Genomic DNA, 22,293 nt, shown 5'->3' on the forward strand with positions numbered 1-22,293 from the left:
AATGTCTTTGTTATTTGAATTTAGATGGATTGCTTCACTACGTTCGCAATGACTGGCTGCTTGTTATCGCGAGCGGAGCGCGGCGATCTAAGGCTGTTTGCTTTTGATTTTTTAAATATGTGCAATAATTTGCGCATTTTTATCGTTTAACTGCTTTAATGAGAATTATTTTGCTCTTTTTTGGTTTGTTATGGTAAATTTGAGCATAATTTTTCTCATTTGTAATGGCTATGATATTTACGCTACAAATTTTTCATCATCAAGTCTGGCAGGATGCAGCGAGCTTAGCGGTTGATTTGGAAACTAGGCAGGTCTCATTAGAGTATCTGGACGGCTATAAGGTTGCCTATCTTTTTGAAAACTTAGAAACCGCTTGTTCAGTCAACTATCCGGTGGAAATTTTTCAAACTTATCGTAGGCAGGGTTGGTTTGGATTCATTGATGATATTTTGCCTTCCGGTTCCAGCCGTCGTTACTGGCTACAAAAACTGGGGATCGCTGAGTTATCCGTCTGGCAACAAGATTTGCAGTTATTGCAGGAAGCGGTAATCGCTCCGGTCGGCAATTTGCGCATTAAAGAGGCGGTTCCGGAAAAATTCGAAGATAGCTTGCAGCAAAAGCGTTTTTCAATCCAAGAGGTGATTTCGCTGAATATCGATTTTCTTGAATACGCACAAGAGATGGGTGCGGTTAGTGGCGGTGCGACCGGCGCCGGCGGCGAAGCGCCAAAATTATTAGTACGTCAAAGCGATGATCAGCAAATCTGGATTGATACCTATCAAGATGATTTAGACAACTTAGATCAACACTATCTGGTCAAGTTTCCACGAGGCAGAGGCGCTTTACGGGATCGTCAAATCTTGCAGGCCGAGTATGCTTATCTGCAAGAACTGCATCGTTTACAGATGAATGCGATTGATATAAGCAAAACTCGACTCGAAATTGAAGGTGAGGCCATGTCGTTATGGTTACCAAGGTTTGATGTGTGTTATCAATCCGGCAAGGTCGAACATTTTGCGCTGGAATCAGTCTTCTCGATTTTAGAAAAACCGGCCGGAAGCGTTTTGAATCATTTTGACGTGATTGACGGTGTGTGTGATAAGTTACGCAATGCACAAACATTTGATTCAGAGGCTTTTGTTCGAGAGTGGGTTAAGCGGGATTTTTTGAATGTGATATTTGCTAATTCCGATAACCATGGCCGAAACAGCGCGTTGATAAAAAAACATGGGCATATCGAACTATCGCCGATTTATGACTTTGCGCCAATGCGCGCTGACTTAGAGCAAATTGTCCGTACTATCAAATGGGGAAGGCCGTACGAAGCCGGTGGTGAATTTGACTGGCAAGGGATTGTCGATCAATTAAATGAATTAACCGATACCGAAAGGCTCTGGCAAGAAATGCGTCAGCTCGCAAGCCAATTGTTAGGCTTGAAACAGCGATTAGTTGAATACGGGGTGGATGAAGATTTTTTGGAAATTCCTGTATTGGGAATGAATACCATTGATGCCCGACTACAGCGGTGGCAACTATTATGAAAAATCAAAACAGCAAAGAACAACTCATGATCGAAGGCTTAAAACAAGTTTGGGCCGGAGAGAAAACCGAAGGTGAATTACTGCGTTATTTGCGCAAAGAAATCTTAGGGCTTACTCAACAACAATACAGTCAGCTAGCCGGTATTAGTCGCCGAACGCTATCCGATATTGAAAATGGAAAAATCCAAGCCAATAGCGCTGTGCTAAACCAAGCTTTTAAACCGCTCGGGTTAAAACTTGGCCTTGTTCCTCGTTTTGAAAATCACTGGCAACAACTGCTTTCTACGAATTAGATTACACTTACCTTTAAAAGCAACTTCTGGACGACAGCCTAGTGGCTGACCTTTTGATGTGATTGGTGTAATAAAAAGAAAAACGGAATATTCGGATTGCTAAAATATAACCTTTATTCTCAATCCATTGACACGAAATTAAAAGGTTAATATACTAGCTGTTAAATATTATAAAAACTAATATACTGTCTAATATTATGGAAGATGAATTTAAGACGACCTTACAGCTGAACGGTGTAGACATTGATATAGGAACTCTATACTCAATACCAGGCCGCAAGGAAATGATTTCATTTGAATACAGTGAAGATTTTCTGTCGTCTCCAGATTTTATCAATATCGACCCCCTGCTTTCAAAGGCCCGAGGACGTCAATACCCGCCTGCTGACAAAAATAACTTTGGATTCATTGAAGATGTTTCTCCTGACCGATGGGGGCGCAATCTTCTTAAAAAGAAAATTGGCCGTGCCCCCTCAAATATTGAGGCAACCATTTTGACAAGTGACTCAATGCGACTTGGCGGGATAAGAATTTGGGATTCAAATGGAGAGCCACTATCCAAGGATCCAAGTATTCCAACCTTGAAAAATATTAGAGAGCTGCAAAATCTTGCTCGTAAGGCAGAAGAGTTTGATACAGATATTCAGGAACTTTACGGTCCAGGTTCTTCATTGGGAGGCGCCAGACCAAAAGCCGGAATAATGGATGCCGGTAAATTAAAAATAGCGAAATTCCCAAAGAAGGACGATGTTATTAATATCGAGGCGTGGGAAAGCGTCATGCTTAAGCTTTGCGAGGATTGTGAAGGTATTACAACGGTTCCACATAGAATAATTAATAACAAAGAGCTCTCTCGGCATGCCACTCTTATTCTTGACCGGTTCGATCGTAATAATAATGGGGACAGAATACCCTATATGTCCGCTATGACAGCATTAGGGTATTCAGATGGAACCGACGATGGTTCTTACTTGGAAATTGCCGATTTCATTACTCAGTATGGCGATGTTAATGATGCGAAAGAGCTTTGGAAGAGAATGGTTTTTTCAATGCTTACTAGTAACTTTGATGATCATTTAAGAAACCATGGCTTTTTGTTAGCAGATGGAAAGTGGCGACTTTCACCTGTTTTTGATGTTAACCCTGCCTATGACAAAAACTTCCATTCATTATCCAGTGACGGTGATTCATACGATGCAAATATCGAAAATGCTATCGGTATTTGCGGGTTCTTCTACTTGGATGAAATTGCGGCAACTCAGTGGATCGAGAATACCGCTAAGCTAATATCTGAAAAGATGGAGAAATACTCAAAATTAAACGGAATTTCGACTTCTGAGTATGATGAAGTTACAAAAAACATGCTCGTTTTCTCTTTAGATGATTTCGGCTTGGAGCCTAAATAATGAAAAGCAAAGCACTTGAATTTTTAAGCCCTGTTGTTCGTAAAAAACTAAAAAGTATTGGTAAAAACATTTCTATGGCCAGAAGACGACGCAAGCAGTCTCAAAAAGAGTTCGCAGAAAGGTGTCGAATCAGTATTACAACTCTGAAAAATATTGAATCTGGTGATCCCGCTGTTGGATTCGGCCTGTATGGCATGGCCTTACATGCTTTAGGTCTTTCGAATGATCTGGATTTAATTGGAGCACCGGAAAGAGATTCACTCGGAAATTTAATTACGGAAAGCGAACTCCCTAAAAGAATTAAAAAATCAAAAAGCTAATAAAAAGAACTGCGGAGCAAGGGCTTATAAGCCTTGCCTCTGCTTATCACTCCTAATCATCGTGCTCATTCTCTAAATTCGCTATTTTTGATAAGGCCTCGCCGTCCAACCAGATTCTGCATAAACTATGCATAGCAAGCAAATCGTAGCAATCAAACCATAAGTTGCGATGGATTGCTTCACTGGGTCCGCAATGACTGGCCTGCTTGTCATCGCGAGTCGAGCGTGGCGATCTAATAATTTCTTTCTGTCCCTAATCCTAATCCTAATCCTTAAAAAGTTTGAATTCTCATGCTCTGTGTCCAACTTTTTGGACACTTTGTTTGCTAATCTTCTGAAAGTTTTAATTTTCAAGATTGAGTCTGCCTAATTCAATACGGCGGCGCTTATGGGAACACAAATATGTTCAAAAACATCAGCAAACTTTTTGCAATATCAACTCTCACTGTTCTTATAACTGCTTGTGGAGGAGGAACAAGCTCAGATGGCAACGCGCCTGTTGCGGATAATAAAACCTTATCCGATACCCTTTCGGCGCCCGTTATAAGTTCTGTGGCATCTGTCTCAAAAGGAGAGGTAGTCTTATCTTGGCAGGCTTCGGCAAGCCAGCAATCGCTGCAAGACGGCATACGATATTCGGCTTATGCCAGTAAAAATGAAGCTTTTGACCCTGGATCAACAAATCTGGTTAAAGATGATTTAACAATACAAAATGATACGTTAAAGGGGTTAGAACCCGGATTAACTTACTACTTTAAAGTGGTTGCCAGTAATGGCACAGAAAAGGCGGTTTCCAATGAAGAAGCCGTGACGGTTTCTTTAGTAGAGGCAAAATTGGCAGCAGGTGTTACAGCAAAAAACACGGCCGATATAAAAACAAAAGTTGACAACATTCAAGACAACCAGCTGGCAATAGACCCGAATGATGGTTTACAACGGGGCGATGTTATTGTTGATGAATCCACCGGCACGGCGCTCATTATTGAGGATGTCGATGCAACTACTAATCAAGCTACTGTAAAACCAGCGGATGTTGGCGATGTTTTTGAGTCTATATCCATCAATTCGTCAACCAGCCTTGAGCTGTACTAAGGGGGGGTAAAAATGAATAAAAAAACATTATTAACTTTGGCATCATTATTTGCCTTATGCCTTTCTTTACTTTCACTTCCAGTGCAAGCAATTCAATATGACATTTCACCCGTTAAGTTTGGTAGCAGCACAGACGCTGTAGAGGTAAAAAAAGACCTAAAATTGGGTTTTGGTAAAGAATTGTTTCGATTAACGCACCCTTCAGTCATTGCATTCAATGCCTCAAAGGAAGAATACTTATCGATTAGCGTTGAATCCCCTTTCCCTTGGAGTGTGGCAGTTGCGAACATTGAGATTAAACAAAAAGGTTCAAGCGTAGCGGGTGATGTTCAATCACTGAGACTTAGAGGTGAAAAGGATATAGAAGGGCATAACTCTGGGAGTTTTGATTTAATCCATCTACCCATAGAATCTCAATATATTTCAAATGACCCATATGAATTAACGATTACCTTCCAAGTCTATACAGACGACAGCAAAACAGAAGAAGTTAAAACGAGCCTAGACTTATACATTTTAGCGAGTGGTGATGCCGAGGATTTTAAACCTAAAACGTTTGAATTTGATACGTTGTTCTATTTGGATCAGCAAGATAAACCTAAAATTTCAGGTTTAGACATTATTACTGATGCTTCAACCTTAATAACAGAGCTAAAGTCTCTAGACTTAGAAAAACTAAAAAGAGACGCTGATTCAACGGCAGCTTCTTTCGGTGATGTTATTAGTGGCTTGGATGAACTCTTAACCAATGACCTAAAGGCGGTTGTTGATACCAATGAACAAGCCGAGTTAGCGAAAAATCAAAATATACTCACTTTTTTGGCTGCTAAGAACATTGATGAAGTCACCGAGCAAGACCTTGAACAAGTTAAAGGCCTCATAGCTAAGTATAATTCTGATTTTAATAATTTAAAATCGGGCTTACCTGACATTGGGCTATCAAAAGAGCAGATGGAATGTAAAGGTAATAGCGCTTGTAAAGCGTACATTAAATTGGCTGGAAGTGTTAATTTTAGGCCAGAGCTAATAAGCGAGCTAAACAAAGAAGAAAAAACGGGGCAGCTTTTACTTTACACTCCGTCTGAAAAACCCTTTTCATTCAATGTAAAGGCAACGGTGGGTGCTAACCAAGCTGTGGTAACACAATTTAAATCACCTAGAAAACGCTTGCTATCAAAACGTTTTTTTCAAGTTTATCCTACTCCTGTGGGCGTTCCGGTAGTGCTTTCGCAACGAATTAGTATGTTTGCCGAGGCGGAGTTTTCCGGTAAATTAAATGCAAATGCAGAATTAGAGTTTAATTTTGATCGAGAAGAGCTGTTTGCAATTGGCGCAGGTTTAAACGCAGCAGACTTTACATTGGATGGTGAAAACTGTACCGAATCGGTAACAGACAAAATTAAACTCTACAAATGCAGAGTAACCAAAAAAAATGCCATCACTGCAACGGCCTCTATTGAGGGTGAAGCAGAGGCAGAGGCCACCTTATGGTTATATCCAGAAGTCGAGTTTATGCTGTACAGAAATGCAAGTGTCACGGGCTCTGTTGAACCAGGGGTTTATACTGCAGCATCGCTCGCAGCCAATATTGAATCGCAGGCGATAATAGATGATCAAGATCAAATCCAAGAAGGATCCCTTGATAAAAGTTACAGCTTTAAAAATTTTGAACTCGGTGCAAAGTTAAGAGGCCGTTTTAGAGCAGACTTTGGTTTGATTTATGAAAAAAGTGGAGAAGAAAAAACAGCAGGCATATGTTTTCCATTAGAACTTGGCATATGCAACCGAGAAGAGCGCTACGAATTTGGTGGTAATAATAAATTCCCTGTGGTGACTTTACCTAGCCTTAGCAGTACCGCTAAAAATGGTATTTTAGGTAAAGACTTCACCCTTGAAGCTAGGACAACATCAGGAAAACAATTTTTTGGCGATAACAACGTAGCTGGCTATGAATGGCAAGCTATTGGCAAAGCCAAAGAGGTGTTTGCCGTCGATGCGTTTAATTATGAAATAGCCTTGCCGCTTAAAAACGGTGATATTGTTTCTCAATTAGTCAAGGTTGCGGACAAAACCAAACTTGTCGTAGGTGAAAGCTATACAGTTAGACTCGTTTATTGGAGTGACTTAGGACAGCTATTCCGTCAAACTCAAGACTTTACCATTGCTTACAACCCGCCATCTGGGGATGTAAACTTGCAATTCTCCGCCACGCCGGAAAATAAAGTGACGGTGCAATGGGATGCAGTAGCTGGCGCAACAGAATACCTAATTTATCGTGATGGTGAGTTTATTCAGGCTTTTAATGCAACTGAAGAACTTAGTTTTTCCTTTGTAGATGAAACCAGCGATAGTGCAACGGATTATACCTATCAAATCCTCCCTGCTTCTCAAGAAGGAATACAGTACAACCAACCTGTTTACGAATATACTAATGAGATTACCAAAGAGCCTTTAATTATCTCAGACTCTGCTTTAAAAGCCTGTATAAATAGAAAGCTTGGACTGGATCCTGAAGCGACGCCAACACGAAAACAATATTTATCTGTAACAAGCTTGGTTTGTAGAGATGCAAATATTCAAGAGCTTAGCGGAATAGAAGATATGTCCGCTTTAAAAAGTCTATATTTAGATAATAATCAAATTAGTGACCTAAGTGCTTTACAGAACTTAAGCTCATTGGTTGGGTTAGATTTACGTAATAACCAAATTAGTAATATAAATAGCTTGTCTGACCTAACCAATCTTGAAACTTTAATGTTACAGGGTAACCAAATTGATGATATCAGTGCGTTGGCTAACATGAGTTTTCTAGACGCTTTAGGTCTTCATAACAATCATATTAGTGACTTAAGTAGCCTGCGCAACTTAACAAAGCTCAAATATCTATCTTTGTATGATAATGAAATTAATGAGGTTACTGCTTTAACAAGCCTGGCAGCACTAGAAACTCTAGAGCTAAGTGATAATCAAATTAGTGATATTGGAGTTTTATCAAATCTTACTAATCTGGATCGTCTATATTTAGAAAATAACCAAATTAGTAATATCAATGCTTTAGCAAACCTATACTCATTAAGAACTTTAGAGTTAAGTGGTAACCAAATTGCTGACCTCAGTGCTTTAACGAACCTTTCCATGCTTAGGGTTTTATCTTTGTACAATAACCAGGTCAGTGATATTAGCAACTTGTCCAACTTAACAGAGTTGGAACGATTAGATTTAGATTTTAATGAGGTTAGTAATATCAGTAGTCTAAACAACTTAACTTCTCTGCAATCTTTGAGTCTATGGGGAAATCAAGTTAATGATATCAGTGCTGTAGCATCTTTAACTAAACTGCAATTTTTAGATTTTTCATTTAATCAAATTAAAGATATCAGTAGTTTAGTTAATCTGACGAATCTTACAGGTTTGACATTGTTTAATAATCAAATTAACGACATCAATAGTCTGTATCAAATGACTACGCTTAAATACCTGCATCTAAGCAATAATCAGATTACTGATCTCAGTGGCCTAGCTAATCTAACTAACCTAGCTAGGTTGAGTTTAAGTGTTAATCAAATCAGTGATGTGAGTCCTTTATCTAAATTATCCGTTGAGCTTGAGTTATCTATTGATGAAAACTGTATTCAAGATTTTTCACCAATTGACCACATTAATGATGTCAGAGGAAAAAATAACCAAAATGAAACCTGTAACGAAGCTGGTGTGTCAAGTCAGGCAGGGGTTGAAAATGAGTCAGCAGACGGTGGCGGGGGAAATGGTACGCCGACCACCCAAGAAGGAGATCGCTGAACACAAGCAGGCGACCAGGGAGAGTCTCTGTTGATGATAACTTTTAAACCTGCCGAAGGGTAAGTGCACTGATGTATATCAAGGCATACGTAAAAAGAGATGTTGCCTGTTTTTTTGAGGAGAAAAAATGAAATTAAGTTTACCAGTATTGTTACTAACGGCTATGACTTTGGTCACTAGCCTTGTTCATGCTAACCCTGATGAAATCGTTGGGGATTGGTATTTTTCAAAATTTTTAACCTATGATAAAGAAAAAATTAGTGCCAAAGAAGCCGATAAAGAGTTTGGTTGGAATCAAAACCAGCCAGCCATCACTATAAATGGGCAACAAAAGGGTGAAATCTTTGTAAAACAAGCTTCAGCACCCAAAAAAGGTAACCCCAATAAGGTTGAAATGAAAATATCTGTTATTGGTTTGCCATTTAAATATCACTATTCAAGTTCTGGCATTGGAACACTAACGATTGAGCTTCAAGGTGAAAGATACTTAGCCCTTATTGATCCAAAAAACACAATGAATATCAAAAACTTTCCTAATAAAGACATCGTCACAGTTTTGAAAAGAAAATAAATCACCGAAACCTTAACTGCCAGTGTTTAGACCTGCCTCGTTAAGCTTAGATTATGGCATAGTTATGTTCCAGGCAAAGAACAATAAACATTATGTTCGCTTAGTTCGAGATATCGGGTTATCGGAAGGGGTAAGTAGTACCCCAGGCGTAGAACGATAATCTATTCGAAATAAATCGGAGCCCCTCATCTATTGATTGCTGTTGCGGTTTAAATAAAGTCTGAAAAGTACTTTTTCTTGATAGCTGTCGAACGTGTCTAATTAAATTTCCGCGTTCCCTAATTTGATCAGCAAGCGGATAAACGCTTTGGTGCTGTCAATCGAGGCGGTTTCGTTCATTGTGTGATAGCCGGTGGTCGGAATCTGCAAGGTGGTGCCGTGCACCAAGCCGTTGGATTTATCGGTAATGCGGCCAAGTTCGGTACGGCCTAAGCTCATTGGAGTCTTGTCAGTGCCTCGATTATCGCGGTTCATTTTCTCAATGTAGTGATCTTTAAAACCGTAACTGATGCCAAGCTGTTCACAAACGTGAGCTAAATTCTGCGTTGTTGGCACATTGAATTCGGCAAACTCGTCGCGATTACGTAGCACCACCTGTTGTTTATCCGCTTCCTCACGAGTTTTGTATGGGCTGGTATCGACCACATAAAGTTCATTGGTGGAACCGCCAAAACGGCGGAACCACTCTAGTAGATAACGCCAACTGCCGCCGGATTCTTCTTCGGCGGTAAAGAATGCCGTGCCTTGATAGCCTAAGCTGAATAGATGCACTAATGCCGCCGCAGTCAAAATATTATCCAACTGACCGGAAAGCAAGCCGTTTTCGATTTTTAGGCGGTCGAGAAAACCGACCGGCGTGCCTGCAACAACATGTTCAAGACGTTCTACTTCAAAAATCAAATTATTGCGGTTTTCGCAAATATAGGCGTTATTGATAATTCCGCGCCCACGATAAGCGCCCGACCAAGGTTCATAAGCGATAACCGGCGTATTGTCGAAACGGTTTGCCAGCGTTAGCATCAGCTCTTCACTGACGGATTTTCCTAAAAGGTCGGTCATTTGACCGGCAACAAAAGCAGCAAACTGGAATTCGTTCGGGCCGGTGCAAATCAAACCATGGCGGTCGATATGGCTGGAAAACATACAGCTTTGAGGCGCATCGCCTTGTGCGACCAATAAGCCTTCATACCAAGTTACTTTCGCACCGCGTTCTTCCAATTCGCGCTGTAAAACTCGGAAAAAAGCGTGTTCAGCACCGACCACACAAGGCTCGCGAATCAGCGACTTTAACAAATCAATATATTCGGCAAAACGCAGAGGATCGTCGTCTGGGAAGAGTTCAGCAGGTAAGACCGTCATGGGCAAGTGCTCCGCAACAAAACCGTGGTGCAGGCGTGAGAAATAAGCATGCATAAGGTAAGGCTAAAAATTGGATTTTATCTTGAAATTTTAAATTTGCTAGTAAAAAGTGTGCCGTGTTAGGTAAATTGTTGTGTGATTAGCATTGTTTGTCGATATGCTGTATTCCCCGTATTTTTAGGGAGAAACCCAGAATAAATCCGCATTGGCTTCAGGGATATTTCTGAAGAGAAAATTCTAGGTGGCGTTTGAAAAGTATTGCGTCTACTGCGCGGCAAACTTAGAAACATGTAAAGTAATTTTTACTGATCGTTTTTTTAAATTTTTGTATCGTGCTAATGTAACAACGATTATTTATATGTAGTAACACTGGATGAAAATAGGTCTTATTTAAATGATGATTTCTACACAAGCCAATCAATTAGTCACACAACTGTATCGTGAAGCTTATGCAACGCCGATTGCAGAATTCAAACAGCGCTGCTTTGAATTAATGGCTGAGACTTTCGCAATTGATAGTGGAACATGGATTACTCGTTGTGAGCGTGAAATTCCATTTTATACACAAGACAGTTTTACTTACCAATTGCCGGATGGATTTATGGAACACTATCACCATCTATCGACGGTTTCTGATCAGGTACATCAAGTTTTCGGGGTGATGCTCGGCAATCTCGGTAAGACGTTGGATATTCTAGATGTGGTTCCGGAGGATGAATGGTTTGGTTCGGATATGTATAAATTGTATTGTGAAGAATTTGATTTACATCACTCTTTGATGACGGTTACCGCCAATCCCTTAAACCAAGCGGTTAATGTTGTCACGTTCGCACGTAATAATCCTGAACGACCATTTACGCAAGAGGAAAAAGCGACAAAAGAATTTGTTGTTCCAAACCTAATTGAGGCCATGCGCGTTAATTTGTTGAACGCTTTTCATATTAACCGTAGTGATCCGAGTGCTTATCGTGCGGTAAGTGATCGCTACGGAAATTTGATTGAAGCTGAGGAAGGTTTTATGCAGCTTATCAATCGCTTTGGACTGCTACAAGATAACAAATTATTGATTAGCCTGGAATCAGATGAAGGTACTCAGCAAGCTGATGATTATCTGCTCAGTTACCAAAATAATGATGGTTTAGTTCTTATTGAACTGCAAACCGCCCCGGTTTTGGAATCGTTAGGGCAACGTAAATTAGAGATTTGTCGTTATTTGCTTGAGGGATTGAGCAATAAAGAAATTGCCAAAAAGGCGGATCTTTCGCCGAATACCGTTAATAACCATTTGAAAGAAATTTTTCGAGTTTTACATGTTAGTTCTAGGCATGAAGCCATGTCGTATCTTATCCGGCAGAATGCGCTTAAATAACTAAGGAAACGCAGAACAAGTCCCCATTGACTTCAGTGAGGAGCTTGAAGAGATAAATTCTAGGCAGCGTTTCCCTAAGAGTCTAATTTAAATTATGTCGTTTTTACAGTTAAGTACAAAGTCAGCCAGTCAGCAACTTGGTGAAACGGTTGCAGAAATTTATCATTACTCGCAAGGTGCTCATTTGAGTGATTTTAAGCGTCACTGTTATCAGGCGCTGAGTAAGTTGGTTCCGCTTGGTGAATGTTACTGGGTGATTCGAAGCGAGACGCTATTGCCAGATAGTTCACAGGAATTACAGGTATTTTCTGGTGACTCCGCAAATTCATCGTTAATTGATGCATTATCTGGTTGTTCTTTCAGCAATCAATTGGAGAGGGTAGAACTGCCGAAGCAGATATTAAATTCGCAAAGCAACTTTGCAGTTTGCGAAATGGTTTCGGATGATGAGGGCGTTACTCATCAGTTTTTGTTAACGCTGCAAAATTCGGATGCGGATTTGCAAAAACTCAATCAGCTTATACCGCATTTGCAGCAAGCTTTTCGGCTCAATGTGCTTTCTAGAATTCAACGACAACAACAAGGCTGTTCTCTACATTGCGCCTTGTGCGATAGGCAAGGTAATTTACTGGCAGCAGATCAAGAATTCAATCAGTTAATGCAATCTGTTTCTGAACAGTTTTCAGGAACCAATGTTCCTTTTAATCTACCTGATTTATCCAAATTTATGCTATTGGGTGATGTGGCGATTAACTGTGTTCGAACCCTAGATGTTTTTAGTCTCCAAGCAACCCGTTTTGCAAAATGCCATGACCGTCTTACCTTAAAAGAGTTGCAGGTCTGTTTTTACTTGAAACAGGCGCTTTCTAATCAACAAATTGCTGAAGTGATGGGGGTTTCTCGAAAGACGGTAGAGAACCATCTAGGTAATATCTATCGCAAACTCGGGCAGATTAGCCGTTCGGAACTGTTTGCGTTATTGAATCAGGCTTGATTAAAAGTTAAAAATGATTGAAATAAAAAAGGCGCTCATTGAGCGCCTTTTGAGTGAATCCCAATAATGCTTATACCTGTGGAGGCATATTAATTGAGCAATTGGTTGGCGTGTTTGTCGGTGTTAAGCCATTGTCATCATAAATATCTGCACAAGTTGGCTCATTGCTGAACCAAAGAATATCCGTTGTAGAGCTTGGTGAATTTAATGTGTCAACTGAACCATCATTGTTAAGGTCGTTTGCTTGTTCATAAAAACTATATGAGGTTGCTTGACCATCGGTGTTGTAGATAGTCACTGTGTATCGGTTCACTCGAGTATCGGCCAAATCCCCATCGTAAAGAGAGGTCAACATTTGACCATCGTCATTATAGGTATAGAAATAGTGGCGGTCTTTCGTGCCATCTGGCACAGCATCTATATCTAGCTCTCTATAAATCTGAACATACTTGTACTCATCGCCGTATAAAGCCTGCATTTGTGCGCTTTCAATAAGATGTTGGGTTTCATTTGGGAATAAGCCTGAGCCTGATGCAGCAGGATCAGGGCCGTTCACATTGTAAATGGTTCTAACGACATAATCTGGATTCGAGTAGTCCCAGTAAGAGGTTGATATATACGTGCCATCTTTTTGCACGCTTTGCAGTTTAACTAGGCGGTTGTTTGAATCGTACTCATAGTTAAGTTCAGAATAAGTGGCGCCGCTCGGGGTCTGGGTTGCAGTAGCTGTTGGGTCAGTAGTGCTGCCAGGGTCATTGTTATAAATTTTTTGTGTAATCAGGCCCGTAGCATTATCGATTACGACTGAATTGACATAAGTTGGAACAAGCCCATTCGTTGGAACTTCGTCTGCTCCTCTGTAGAAGAATTGACTGGTTGTGGTTTCAGTACCATTGTCATTAACCACCACTTCAATCGCACTGCTTCCATCATCTACGCCATTAAAGTAATCGTCAATATTGCTGAGCAAGTTGTTGGCGTTGTAGATGAAGTCCGTGTCATAGCGTTCAGGATTAGTGTCATCTGGATAGTACTCTGAATAGGTGTCTTTTGCAGCAGACAAGGTGCGTTGTTCATAGCCTTCGAAAGCACCGGTTAAACCGTCGTAAGCAAGTTGAGTATCAATGTAACCGACAGGTGCTAGCAACATTTTGGATTCCCCAAGTACTTGCAATCGGTTTAAGAATAAATCGATATTTCGATCGACTTTTTCGTACTTTGCGACACTTAAATAATCAACATTGCCGTCGGCGTTATCATCTGGCACACTCCCTTCATCATCAGTCAAAATAACAGCATAATAAGCTGGTGCGGTTGTATCTGCTGTTTCAGCAGTTCCATTGCCACCGCCACAAGCGGTTAGCCCCAGTGCGGTAATCACCGCGATGCTTGCGGCTTTAAGTTGAGTATTGAGTTTCATTGATTCTTACCTCTGTTATTAAGTCTTGTCAGCTTTATAGGTTTTTACAGCTCATATACTGGCCGTATGGCGGATTGCGGAGCATGGTTTTTGAGTAGACCATATCGTTGTAACCGCTTCCGTCGTAATCCTGTCTAATTTGGAAACCGAGCAACATGCATTTGCCGTTTTTGTTCTTCTGTGTAAAGGCGACGTTGGCGTAGCGATAAAGTGGTACGCCGGTAATCGCGTGTTTTTTGAAACTCCAGCCATTTGAAACCACATGAGTTGTGCCCATTTTCTGGCCGTCTTGTTCGGCGATGCGTTTGGCGAGTTTGATGGATTGTTTAGCTACGCTACCGCTATGCAATTTGCCTTTAGACGGAATTTTGAGGGCTGCGAGATCTTGATTGTTAACCTTGTCAAAGTGCGCTTTTAGCACTCCTTCTTGCGCTTTCGGGTCGGCCATTAACTCTTCATACTGCACGCCCTTGTAGTTCGCAAGATCGGCTTCTTTTAGAACGAAAGTAGTGAAGTAGGGTGTTTCCATAAATCTTGGCGCTTTGCTTTCGTCGACATGGCTAGGATCACCCATATACATGATAAGAGAGCCGTCTGGCTGTTCGGCTATACGAGTCAAAAGGGTGTTTTGTTGAACGGTAATCGCTTGCCCCGGTTGAGTTGGATGCAACGCCATAAATTGGCCAGAAATCAGGGTGTAAAAAGTGTTTTTGCTGTCCACAAGTTGGTTGACGTTTTTCTCTTCAGCAAATTCAAGCCAAGGGGCGTTCGGCTTGTCAAATGGAGAAATGGTGATGCGGGTATTACCATTGATGTCGACTTTTTTGACCATGACATGGTTTAACGGAACAAAGTCGCGATGTAATGGATAACCGAGTTGTTGAGCCATCACCATTTCGGTTTCTTGAGCGGCATGAGCAGGTGAACTCAGTGCGAAAAAAGCGAGTAATTGCGTTATAGAAATGAGTACGCCAAGCACTGGCTTGGAGAAATGTTTGCTGTGTAGTTGGAACATTTTTTAATCCTTTATGCAAGGGCAGTAAGCTTTTGTGTTAAAAGTGCTTGTCTTTTGATTTGGGGGTAAAAGGTTATTGATGAAAGTTGGGTTTTTCATGATGTATCAGCAACAAGCTTTGAGTGTTAATGTTGGTGATACTAGCAGGGCGCTAAATCGAGAAGAATAGTGTATTTGCACTAGGCGTTTTTAGTGTCAATTGCTTGTTTTTAAAGGCTAAAGTATCCTCTGTATTGCTTTAAGTGGACTTAACTGCATAGAAGTTAGAAATATTTACCGTTTCCCGTCTACTTCCTTTTCGGGTCAATAGGTAGAATTGGCTAATTTAATGGTTGCTTTGTCATTAGCTAGTCATGCAATTACTTAAAATTTTGACAGGAAAAGAGTTACGGGCATAAAAAAGGCGCTCATTGAGCGCCTTTCATATGCCTGTATTTAATATTTAAAATTGGTCAGGAATGCGAATTGAGCAATTCGTTGGGGTATTCGTCGGAGTTAAATTATTGTCAGTGTAAATCTGATCACAGGTTGGCTCAGAGCTAAACCATTGATAAGTGGTTGTTCCATAAGCTGAGCCTACTTCATCATTGACATCATCAAGGTCGCCATCGGAGTTAGCATCGATCGCATTTCGATAAACGCTGTGAGAACTTTGTGTTCCGTCACTGTTATAGCTAGTTACTTCATAACGGGTTACCGCATTATTGCTCAAATCTTGATCGGAGAGGTAAGTCAATCTTTGACCAGCAGCGTTATAGGTATAGAAAGCATGCGAGTCTTTAGTACCATCTAGATTAAAATCACTCTCTTCATAAATAGGAACATATTTGAACTCATTACCATACAGAGACTCTAGTGATTCACTTACAACAAGATGTTGGGTTGAATTTGGGTTTATACCTGAAGTTTGTGCATTAGGTTCTGGATCGTTAACGTTGTAAATGGTTCTCACTACATAATCAGGGTTTGAGTAATCCCAATAGGAGGTTGAGTTGTATGCAACAACTGTTCCTGAAAAATCTTTGTCTAGACTTTGAAGTTTAATTAGACGATTACTTGTGTCGTATTCATAGATGAGTTCTTCAAGCGTAGTACCTGCTTGAACTGAACTTGGGTTTGAGGTACTTCCAGGATTACTGTTATAGATTTTCTTAACAATCAAACCACTCGCATTGTTAATTACCACCGCATTGACTCTACTTAGACTCGAACCATCGGTTGGAACTGTATCTTTGCCGGAATAAATAAATTGACTGGTGGTTGTTTCAGTACCATTGTCATCAACTCTAACATCAATCGCGGTGCTCCCATCAGCTGCACCATTGTTATAGTTATCAATATTGGTTAGTAGGTTATCTGAATTGTAAATAAAATCTGTGTCATAGCGGGTTGGACTCCCCGAATTTGGATAGTATTCGGTGTAGGTGTCTTTCGCGGTAGAAAAAGAGTACTCCTCATACCCGAAGAAATAGCCTCTCAAAGGATTATCAAAAGCATTTTGGGTAAGCGCGTAGCCAACAGGCGGTAAAATGCCCGTGCTTTCTCCATAAACTTTAATTCTGTCCAAAAACAAATCGATAGTCGTCTCTATTGGTTCAAATTTTGAAACTGATAAATAGTCAACGGTACCATCGGCATCACTGAATCGACTTGTCCCTCCATCTGACAAAGCTACCGCATAAAGGGTTGGTAATTCTACGTCGTCAGGAAGAGCTGCTGTTCCACTCCCACCGCCACAAGCGGTTAAGCCGAGCGTAGCAACTAAGGCTGCCGGTAGTAGTTTTAAATGAGTGTTTAATTTTGCTGTATACATAATTGATTGCCTTGCCTTTGAGTGATTCACTAAAATTACCTTCAAGTGGTTTTATAAAAATCTTAAGGGGTTTAGATGGCAAAAAATATAAGGAGCATGGGCTAAGCAAGATTTATTGCGATAAATCCAAAATGAGGCATTTTTTTAAAAAAATATACTGTCTTTTACTTGTTTGATGGTGGGTGCTAAAGGTTTTTTATAGGTAGTATTGGCTAGTTTTCTTATGTGAAAGACATTATTTTCGGTAATTGTATTAAACTAATTTTGTACTCTTATTAATTCAGCTTTAAGTTAACAATGTCTCGTATCTATCAAAAGTCTTTTTTGCTATTCCTTAGTTTTTGCTCAAGTTCTGTTTTCGCGAACGGGTTTTATGCGTTTAATCATTCCAATAACTCTTTTGGCTTAGCTGGTGCTTATCAATCTCAAGCACTTGGTGTCGATGCCGCTTATTACAATCCGGCTAATTTGGTTTTTATCAAAGAGTCAGAAGGGCTTTGGGAATTCGATGGCATTGTTGCGCATCAACCACAGCAAGCGTTTCGCGGCACAATTAATCTTCCTGTGGAGGATACGCCTGCCTCTGGACAAGCGGATGCGATTAATGCGGTGATGCCCTATGTTTTTTATGTGTCGCCCGAAAATAATAATTGGCGTTGGGGGCTTTCCACCACGTATCAAGGCGTAACCAGTCAATGGGGCGGACAGCCGCAGGCATTCTTAGTCGGCTCAGCGACGGTCGCCACGTTTATTCTCAGTCCAGTGGTCAGTTATAAAGTAAGTGAGCAGTTTTCGATTGGCGGTGGATTGCAGATGACTTATTCGATGTTGGAGCAATCCTCTCAAGGCAATTTATTTGGCCCCGATATGAGTTTGGACTTAAATGCGGATGGTTTTGATCTTAGCCATATTTTGGCAACTACTTATAAAGTAAATCAGGACTTTACGCTTTCTGCAGTGTATCGTTCGGCCACCGAAACAACCTTGAAAGGGGATGCTCAGGCGTTGGACGGCATTGATAATTATGATGGTGCCGCAGAAATTGATGCCTTAACGCCGGCGCTATTTCGTTTGTCAGGCGCTTATGAGTTCAATGACACGATTGTTGAGTTTGTTGCCAGTCGAGTTCTTTGGAGTGAATATGATTCAATTCAATTACGTTTAGATCGCCAGCTAACTGGGCCTGCATCGCTATACCAAGCAAAGGCGGAAAAAAATTGGCGAGATGTCGATACGGTACATTTAGGTCTAACGCACCGATATAACGATAAAACGACTTTGTTAATGGGGCTTTCCCAAGATTTAGGTACGGCGGCACCAGAGGAAAGCATTAACTTTGATTGGCTAGACGGCAAAGTGAGCGCTTTGGGTTTAGGTGTACGTTATCAGTACAGTAAAGACTACCAAGTGGGGGCTTCTTATAACTATTCGTATTACTCAAGCTCGAAAGTGAGTAATGCGATAATTGATGGCGAATATGATCGGAATGTTCATGTTATTGGCTTTTTTGTAAGTTCATCCTTTTAGCTTGAATTCGCTTAATGTTTTTGTAATCGCAGCTTTAATTGCATCCGTGAGTTGTTGTAACTGTTCTTTTGGAATATTAAACGCTGGCATGGTGTAGACCAGTTTGCCGAAGGGGCGGAGCCATGCGCCGTTTTCTAGGCAGGATGCTTGGATTTGTGAACCTAGGTCGCTTCTTTGCATTTCGATGACGCCAATGGCGCCGAGTACACGCACATCGGCAACGCCATCCAGTTCTGCGAGTGGTGAAAGTTCGGTTCTTAAATGTTGCTCAATCTGGGCGATACTCTCTTGCCAAGGCGTTTCTAGAAGTAAATCAATTGAAGCTATTGCAGTCGCGCAAGCCAATGGGTTGGCCATAAAGGTTGGACCGTGCATCAGTACGCCCGGTTCGCCTTGGCAGATGGTGTCGCTGACGTTATCGGTACAGAGCATCGCTGCCATAGTTAAATTACCTCCAGTCAGCGCCTTACCGATGGTCATAATGTCAGGGGTGATGTTTGCCCATTCACAAGCGAAGAGTTTACCGGTACGTCCAAAGCCGGTGGCAATTTCATCGGCAATCATCAATACATCGTATTCTGTACAGAGTTCACGCACGGCTTTTAGGTAAGCAGGGCGGTAAAAGCGCATGCCGCCTGCGCCTTGCACAATCGGTTCCAATGTCAGGGCTGCGATTTCATGTGAATGGCTTTGTAGAATTTGTTCCAGTTCGGCTAAATCATTATTGTCGGAGTCAATATCAAAGCCCATTTGTGGCGCTGGCGCGAAAATGCTTTGGCGCAGTACATCATTAAACAGATGGTGCATGCCATTGACCGGGTCACACACTGCCATGGTGGCAAAGGTGTCGCCGTGATAGCCATTGCGAATCGACAGCATTCTATTTTTTTCTGGACGCTGTTTGCTAATCCAATATTGCAGAGCAATCTTAATTGCCACTTCCATCGACACCGAGCCGGAGTCGGCAAAAAACACCTTGTTAAGTCCGTCAGGGGTAATCTTAATTAAACGTTTTGCCAGTTCCACTGCCGGTTCGTGAGTTAGTCCACCAAACATAATATGCGGCATGCTGTCGATCTGATCTTTCATCGCCTGCATGATTACAGGATGGTTATAGCCGTGAATCGTCGCCCACCATGAGCTCATGCCATCGACCACTTCTCGGTCGTCCGCTAAGGTGATTAACGAGCCTTGGGTCTTTTTTACGCCTATCGGCGCAACCGGATTCGGTGATGAGGAGTAAGGGTGCCAAATGTGCTGTTGGTCAACGTTGATAAGTGATTGCCAGTGGTCGGAATAATTCATAGCGGTGTGAGTCGGTTAAAGGTTTTGAAAGTGATTAAACATGGCGCAATCTAAATTAAGCGCCTGCAAGGTTGCCACAAAATCGTTTTGCAGTGGTGCTTGAATACGAATAGGTTGTTCTGTGTGCGGGTGGGTAAACGCTAAAGACGTTGCTGCCAAATAGAGGCGATGATAGCCGCGCCAATCATTAAATAAATGGTTGTGATTACGGTCCCCATAGCTGACATCGCCAATAATGGGATGACTGATGCCATTTAGGTGACGACGAATTTGGTGCTTACGCCCAGTTTTTGGGCGCAGTTCTAGCAGTGAATAGCGTTGTTGTTCGAATTTACCGAGATGTTTATCGAGCGTGCTTTGTCCAAGTGTTTGATAAGCGGTAAAGGCTTCTTGCGCTGTAGTCGGTTCTTGTTTGTCACGGTCGCCGTATTTGTCTTTTTTATACATCAATGCTTTGTCGATTTCACCCTGTGCTGCCGTCCAGCCGCGTACTAATGCTAGATAGGTCTTTTGTAGCGAATGTTGGGTGAACTGCTCGCCCAAGTGGCGTGCGCTCTCTTTGTTTAATGCGAAAAGCAGTAGGCCGGAAGTTGGTTTGTCGAGACGATGAACCGGAAAGACTTCTTGACCGATTAAATCACGGGTCAGCTGAACCGCAAATTGCGTTTCATGTTTATCAATGGGTGAGCGGTGAACCAAGAGGGCAGCGGGTTTATGAATCGCTACGATATGTTCGTCGTGATAAAGCACTTTTAAACTGTCTAATTGGCATTGTGTTTGCATTTAAAGATCTCAGGCGTAAACTTTGTCGCTTATTTTAACGTGCTCACCGCGGCTTGAAAGGAAAGTGTTTTGGAATTTAGTACCCTTGAATGGTTTTTGATTGCGCTGATTTTTGTCTGGACTGGCTTTGTGCGCACTGGATTAGGTTTTGGCGGTGCGGCGTTAGGGTTGCCGTTTATGCTGATGATTGAAGATAATCTGCTGTATTGGCTACCGATTATTGGTATTCACCTGTTGTTTTTCTCTAGCCTGACGTTAAGCAAAGCATTGAAACAGGTAGATTGGGAATATCTTAAACGCAGTTTGGGGTGGATTTTGCCGCCGACCTTATTGGGCGTGTTTGGTTTGGTGAGTCTGCCGACCAGTTGGTTGGTGATTTTTGTCTACACCATCACCATTTTTTACGCGGTGATGTGGATGTTGGATAAAGCGATTCACTCCGAGAATTCATGGGTCGATAGAACGTTATTGGTGTTTGGTGGCTATGTTGCAGGCACGAGCTTAACCGGTGCGCCGTTGATGGTGGCGGTATTTGCACGGCATATTGCGGCGCATTTATTACGCAATACGCTGTTTGTTCTGTGGTTTATTCTGGTGTCGATCAAAATGAGTACCTTTGTGATGCTGGATGTGGTGATCGAATGGCAAACGGCGTTGATGCTAATTCCCGTCGCGGCAATAGGCCATGTGGCTGGATTGAAAGCACACGAATTTATCTTACATAACAACAGTTTATTTAAGCGTGTTATGGGGGCGATGTTATTGGTGGTGAGCTCTATTGGGTTGGTTGTGATTTTGTTAAATGGCAATCTTTAAAATTTTTTGCAAAAAAACCTTGTGCTTTCGCATTCGCGCTGTAAAATGCGCACCCACAAACAACGCGCCTAGCGATGTTTAGCGAATTTAAAGTTAGTCAAAAATAAATTCAATTTTATATTGACACTCTGAAAAGAAGCTTTAAAATACGCATCCACAATTTGGAGGGTTTCCCGAGCGGCCAAAGGGGGCGGACTGTAAATCCGCTGACTACGTCTTCGGTGGTTCGAATCCACCACCCTCCACCATGCGGGTATCGTATAATGGCTATTACCTCGGCCTTCCAAGCCGATGATGGGGGTTCGATTCCGCCTACCCGCTCCAAATTCTAAGAAGCTCTCTTTTTCGAAAGAGGGCTTTTTTACTAAATATCGCTTCCATAGCTCAGTAGGTAGAGCGCATCCATGGTAAGGATGAGGTCACCAGTTCGATCCTGGTTGGAAGCTCCATTTAATTTTGTTTAGAAATTAAGCCGACGGCTTCTGCTGAAAGGTTGAGTCGCAGCTAACACGGAGTTTTGCATCATGGCAAAAGAAAAGTTTGAACGTTCGAAACCGCACGTAAACGTAGGTACTATCGGTCACGTTGACCATGGTAAAACAACTCTTACTGCGGCATTAACTATCGTACAGGGTGCGAAGTTCGGTGGTGAAGTAAAAGACTACGCAAACATCGATAACGCTCCAGAAGAGCGTGAGCGTGGTATCACAATCTCAACCGCACACGTTGAGTACGAATCAGAAGCACGTCACTACGCGCACGTAGACTGCCCAGGGCACGCTGACTATGTTAAAAACATGATCACCGGTGCTGCACAGATGGACGGCGCAATCCTAGTATGTTCTGCTGCGGATGGCCCAATGCCACAGAC

18 protein-coding genes and 3 tRNA genes are annotated in these 22,293 nt (G+C 41.7%); 15 read left to right on the forward strand and 6 right to left on the reverse strand.

Annotated features, from left to right (window positions below; genetic code table 11):
• Nucleotides 1-230 precede the first annotated feature (230 nt).
• From J3998_RS08260 to J3998_RS08290, 7 genes are all read left to right on the forward strand, one after another.
• A complete protein-coding gene (locus tag J3998_RS08260) occupies nucleotides 231-1,541 on the forward strand; it encodes a type II toxin-antitoxin system HipA family toxin (protein WP_208149946.1) in 1,311 nt (436 codons plus the stop codon).
• Nucleotides 1,538-1,834, forward strand: a complete 297-nt coding sequence (locus J3998_RS08265) for a helix-turn-helix domain-containing protein (protein WP_208149947.1) — start codon at nucleotides 1,538-1,540, stop codon at nucleotides 1,832-1,834. Before J3998_RS08260 ends, J3998_RS08265 begins: the two co-directional genes overlap by 4 nt.
• Before the next feature lie 197 nt (nucleotides 1,835-2,031).
• Nucleotides 2,032-3,240 (forward strand): type II toxin-antitoxin system HipA family toxin, encoded by a 1,209-nt coding sequence (locus J3998_RS08270; RefSeq protein WP_208149949.1) that lies wholly within the window; start codon nucleotides 2,032-2,034, stop codon nucleotides 3,238-3,240.
• The gene (locus J3998_RS08275; protein ID WP_208149951.1) at nucleotides 3,240-3,560 is read left to right on the forward strand and encodes a helix-turn-helix domain-containing protein; all 321 of its coding nucleotides are present in this window, start codon (nucleotides 3,240-3,242) and stop codon (nucleotides 3,558-3,560) included. Before J3998_RS08270 ends, J3998_RS08275 begins: the two co-directional genes overlap by 1 nt.
• 402 nt (nucleotides 3,561-3,962) lie before the next feature.
• A complete protein-coding gene (locus J3998_RS08280) occupies nucleotides 3,963-4,652 on the forward strand; it encodes a fibronectin type III domain-containing protein (protein ID WP_208149953.1) in 690 nt (229 codons plus the stop codon).
• Between the two features lie 12 nt (nucleotides 4,653-4,664).
• Nucleotides 4,665-8,450: a leucine-rich repeat domain-containing protein gene (locus J3998_RS08285; protein ID WP_208149955.1), complete on the forward strand. Its 3,786-nt coding sequence runs from the start codon at nucleotides 4,665-4,667 to the stop codon at nucleotides 8,448-8,450.
• A gap of 127 nt (nucleotides 8,451-8,577) precedes the next feature.
• A complete protein-coding gene (locus J3998_RS08290; RefSeq protein WP_208149957.1) occupies nucleotides 8,578-9,021 on the forward strand; it encodes a hypothetical protein in 444 nt (147 codons plus the stop codon).
• Nucleotides 9,022-9,282: 261 nt separating this feature from the next.
• Here J3998_RS08290 and J3998_RS08295 read toward each other — a convergent pair whose 3' ends face one another.
• A complete protein-coding gene (locus J3998_RS08295) occupies nucleotides 9,283-10,380 on the reverse strand; it encodes a peptidase M42 (RefSeq protein WP_208149959.1) in 1,098 nt (365 codons plus the stop codon).
• A 394-nt stretch (nucleotides 10,381-10,774) separates the two neighbouring features.
• On the opposite strand from J3998_RS08295, the gene J3998_RS08300 reads away from it, so the two are divergent.
• Together J3998_RS08300 and J3998_RS08305 are read left to right on the forward strand one after the other, a co-directional pair.
• Nucleotides 10,775-11,749, forward strand: a complete 975-nt coding sequence (locus J3998_RS08300; RefSeq protein ID WP_208149961.1) for a helix-turn-helix transcriptional regulator — start codon at nucleotides 10,775-10,777, stop codon at nucleotides 11,747-11,749.
• 94 nt (nucleotides 11,750-11,843) lie between these two features.
• Nucleotides 11,844-12,743 (forward strand): helix-turn-helix transcriptional regulator, encoded by a 900-nt coding sequence (locus tag J3998_RS08305; RefSeq protein WP_208149963.1) that lies wholly within the window; start codon nucleotides 11,844-11,846, stop codon nucleotides 12,741-12,743.
• A 70-nt stretch (nucleotides 12,744-12,813) separates the two neighbouring features.
• On the opposite strand, the gene J3998_RS08310 is transcribed toward J3998_RS08305, so the two are convergent.
• The 3 genes from J3998_RS08310 to J3998_RS08320 all read right to left on the reverse strand — a co-directional run bounded on the left by J3998_RS08310 (nucleotide 12,814) and on the right by J3998_RS08320 (nucleotide 16,991).
• Entirely contained in the window at nucleotides 12,814-14,163 is a 1,350-nt protein-coding gene (locus J3998_RS08310; protein ID WP_208149964.1) for a hypothetical protein, read from the reverse strand.
• Nucleotides 14,164-14,197: 34 nt separating this feature from the next.
• Complete coding sequence (locus tag J3998_RS08315; RefSeq protein ID WP_208149966.1) at nucleotides 14,198-15,178, reverse strand: hypothetical protein; 981 nt, start codon at nucleotides 15,176-15,178, stop codon at nucleotides 14,198-14,200.
• A 442-nt stretch (nucleotides 15,179-15,620) separates the two neighbouring features.
• Entirely contained in the window at nucleotides 15,621-16,991 is a 1,371-nt protein-coding gene (locus tag J3998_RS08320; RefSeq protein WP_208149968.1) for a hypothetical protein, read from the reverse strand.
• Nucleotides 16,992-17,288: 297 nt separating this feature from the next.
• On the opposite strand from J3998_RS08320, the gene J3998_RS08325 reads away from it, so the two are divergent.
• Nucleotides 17,289-18,518 carry an OmpP1/FadL family transporter gene (locus tag J3998_RS08325; protein ID WP_208149980.1) on the forward strand — a complete coding sequence of 410 codons (1,230 nt, stop codon included), beginning with the start codon at nucleotides 17,289-17,291 and terminating at the stop codon, nucleotides 18,516-18,518.
• Here J3998_RS08325 and J3998_RS08330 read toward each other — a convergent pair.
• Complete coding sequence (locus J3998_RS08330) at nucleotides 18,507-19,823, reverse strand: adenosylmethionine--8-amino-7-oxononanoate transaminase (protein WP_208149982.1); 1,317 nt, start codon at nucleotides 19,821-19,823, stop codon at nucleotides 18,507-18,509. The genes J3998_RS08325 and J3998_RS08330 overlap by 12 nt on opposite strands.
• Nucleotides 19,824-19,838: 15 nt before the next feature.
• Nucleotides 19,839-20,606 carry a pseudouridine synthase gene (locus J3998_RS08335; RefSeq protein ID WP_208149984.1) on the reverse strand — a complete coding sequence of 256 codons (768 nt, stop codon included), beginning with the start codon at nucleotides 20,604-20,606 and terminating at the stop codon, nucleotides 19,839-19,841.
• A 69-nt stretch (nucleotides 20,607-20,675) separates the two neighbouring features.
• Between J3998_RS08335 and J3998_RS08340 the strand changes: the two genes are divergently transcribed.
• The 5 genes from J3998_RS08340 to J3998_RS08360 form a co-directional block, all read left to right on the forward strand.
• A complete protein-coding gene (locus tag J3998_RS08340; RefSeq protein WP_208149995.1) occupies nucleotides 20,676-21,422 on the forward strand; it encodes a TSUP family transporter in 747 nt (248 codons plus the stop codon).
• Between the two features lie 163 nt (nucleotides 21,423-21,585).
• A tRNA-Tyr gene (locus tag J3998_RS08345) sits at nucleotides 21,586-21,670 on the forward strand.
• Between the two features lies 1 nt (nucleotide 21,671).
• Nucleotides 21,672-21,746: transfer RNA gene (locus tag J3998_RS08350), tRNA-Gly, on the forward strand.
• A 49-nt stretch (nucleotides 21,747-21,795) separates the two neighbouring features.
• A tRNA-Thr gene (locus tag J3998_RS08355) sits at nucleotides 21,796-21,871 on the forward strand.
• Between the two features lie 75 nt (nucleotides 21,872-21,946).
• A partial coding sequence (locus J3998_RS08360; RefSeq protein ID WP_243750663.1) for a GTP-binding protein occupies nucleotides 21,947-22,293 on the forward strand: 347 nt, incomplete at its 3' end.

Source organism: Thiomicrorhabdus marina, assembly GCF_017571465.1.
GTDB lineage: Bacteria > Pseudomonadota > Gammaproteobacteria > Thiomicrospirales > Thiomicrospiraceae > Thiomicrorhabdus > Thiomicrorhabdus marina.

What these genes read in the sequence shown, in the direction of transcription:
- J3998_RS08260 (WP_208149946.1), top strand. Translation starts at nt 231, where the DNA reads ATGATATTTACGCTACAAATTTTTCATCATCAAGTCTGGCAGGATGCA.
- J3998_RS08265 (WP_208149947.1), top strand. Translation starts at nt 1,538, where the DNA reads ATGAAAAATCAAAACAGCAAAGAACAACTCATGATCGAAGGCTTAAAA.
- J3998_RS08270 (WP_208149949.1), top strand. Translation starts at nt 2,032, where the DNA reads ATGGAAGATGAATTTAAGACGACCTTACAGCTGAACGGTGTAGACATT.
- J3998_RS08275 (WP_208149951.1), top strand. Translation starts at nt 3,240, where the DNA reads ATGAAAAGCAAAGCACTTGAATTTTTAAGCCCTGTTGTTCGTAAAAAA.
- J3998_RS08280 (WP_208149953.1), top strand. Translation starts at nt 3,963, where the DNA reads ATGTTCAAAAACATCAGCAAACTTTTTGCAATATCAACTCTCACTGTT.
- J3998_RS08285 (WP_208149955.1), top strand. Translation starts at nt 4,665, where the DNA reads ATGAATAAAAAAACATTATTAACTTTGGCATCATTATTTGCCTTATGC.
- J3998_RS08290 (WP_208149957.1), top strand. Translation starts at nt 8,578, where the DNA reads ATGAAATTAAGTTTACCAGTATTGTTACTAACGGCTATGACTTTGGTC.
- J3998_RS08295 (WP_208149959.1), bottom strand. Translation starts at nt 10,380, where the DNA reads ATGACGGTCTTACCTGCTGAACTCTTCCCAGACGACGATCCTCTGCGT.
- J3998_RS08300 (WP_208149961.1), top strand. Translation starts at nt 10,775, where the DNA reads ATGATGATTTCTACACAAGCCAATCAATTAGTCACACAACTGTATCGT.
- J3998_RS08305 (WP_208149963.1), top strand. Translation starts at nt 11,844, where the DNA reads ATGTCGTTTTTACAGTTAAGTACAAAGTCAGCCAGTCAGCAACTTGGT.
- J3998_RS08310 (WP_208149964.1), bottom strand. Translation starts at nt 14,163, where the DNA reads ATGAAACTCAATACTCAACTTAAAGCCGCAAGCATCGCGGTGATTACC.
- J3998_RS08315 (WP_208149966.1), bottom strand. Translation starts at nt 15,178, where the DNA reads ATGTTCCAACTACACAGCAAACATTTCTCCAAGCCAGTGCTTGGCGTA.
- J3998_RS08320 (WP_208149968.1), bottom strand. Translation starts at nt 16,991, where the DNA reads ATGTATACAGCAAAATTAAACACTCATTTAAAACTACTACCGGCAGCC.
- J3998_RS08325 (WP_208149980.1), top strand. Translation starts at nt 17,289, where the DNA reads ATGTCTCGTATCTATCAAAAGTCTTTTTTGCTATTCCTTAGTTTTTGC.
- J3998_RS08330 (WP_208149982.1), bottom strand. Translation starts at nt 19,823, where the DNA reads ATGAATTATTCCGACCACTGGCAATCACTTATCAACGTTGACCAACAG.
- J3998_RS08335 (WP_208149984.1), bottom strand. Translation starts at nt 20,606, where the DNA reads ATGCAAACACAATGCCAATTAGACAGTTTAAAAGTGCTTTATCACGAC.